Raw genomic sequence first — 441 nt, 5'->3', positions numbered from 1 at the left:
CAGCGCGGCCTTCCCGGGCTGGTCAAAAAGCACCGGCCGCGACCGCGCCGCGCTGTTGCGCAAGATCGCCGAGGGTGTGAGCGCAGAGCGTGAACACCTGATGCAACTGCAATCGAGCAACAACGGCAAGCCGCTGTTTGAAGCCGGCATCGATGTGGATGACGTGATCGCCACCTTTGCCTATTACGCGAACCTGGCCGACGAAATGGACGCCACCCAGGACCGTCCGGTGGTACTGCCCACTGAGGATTTCAGCGCCCGTGTACGCCGTGAACCCTGCGGCGTGGTGGGCCTGATCGTGCCGTGGAATTTCCCGATGGTGACCACCGCCTGGAAACTCGCCCCCGCGCTGGCGGCCGGTTGCTGCGTGGTGCTCAAGCCTTCGGAAGTGACGCCGCTGGCAGAGCTGGAACTGGCCCGGATCATCGCCTCGGTGGGCTT

At 64.9% G+C, this 441-nt stretch carries 1 protein-coding gene; it reads left to right on the top strand.

The features are described 5' to 3' along the window. Nucleotides 1–441, top strand: a 441-nt coding sequence (locus tag HX846_RS33970) for an aldehyde dehydrogenase family protein (RefSeq protein ID WP_178967126.1), incomplete at both ends; no start/stop codon positions are given.

This window comes from Pseudomonas sp. K5002 (assembly GCF_013386655.1).
Lineage (GTDB): Bacteria > Pseudomonadota > Gammaproteobacteria > Pseudomonadales > Pseudomonadaceae > Aquipseudomonas.
This window is presented reverse-complemented; position numbering and strand designations above follow the sequence as displayed.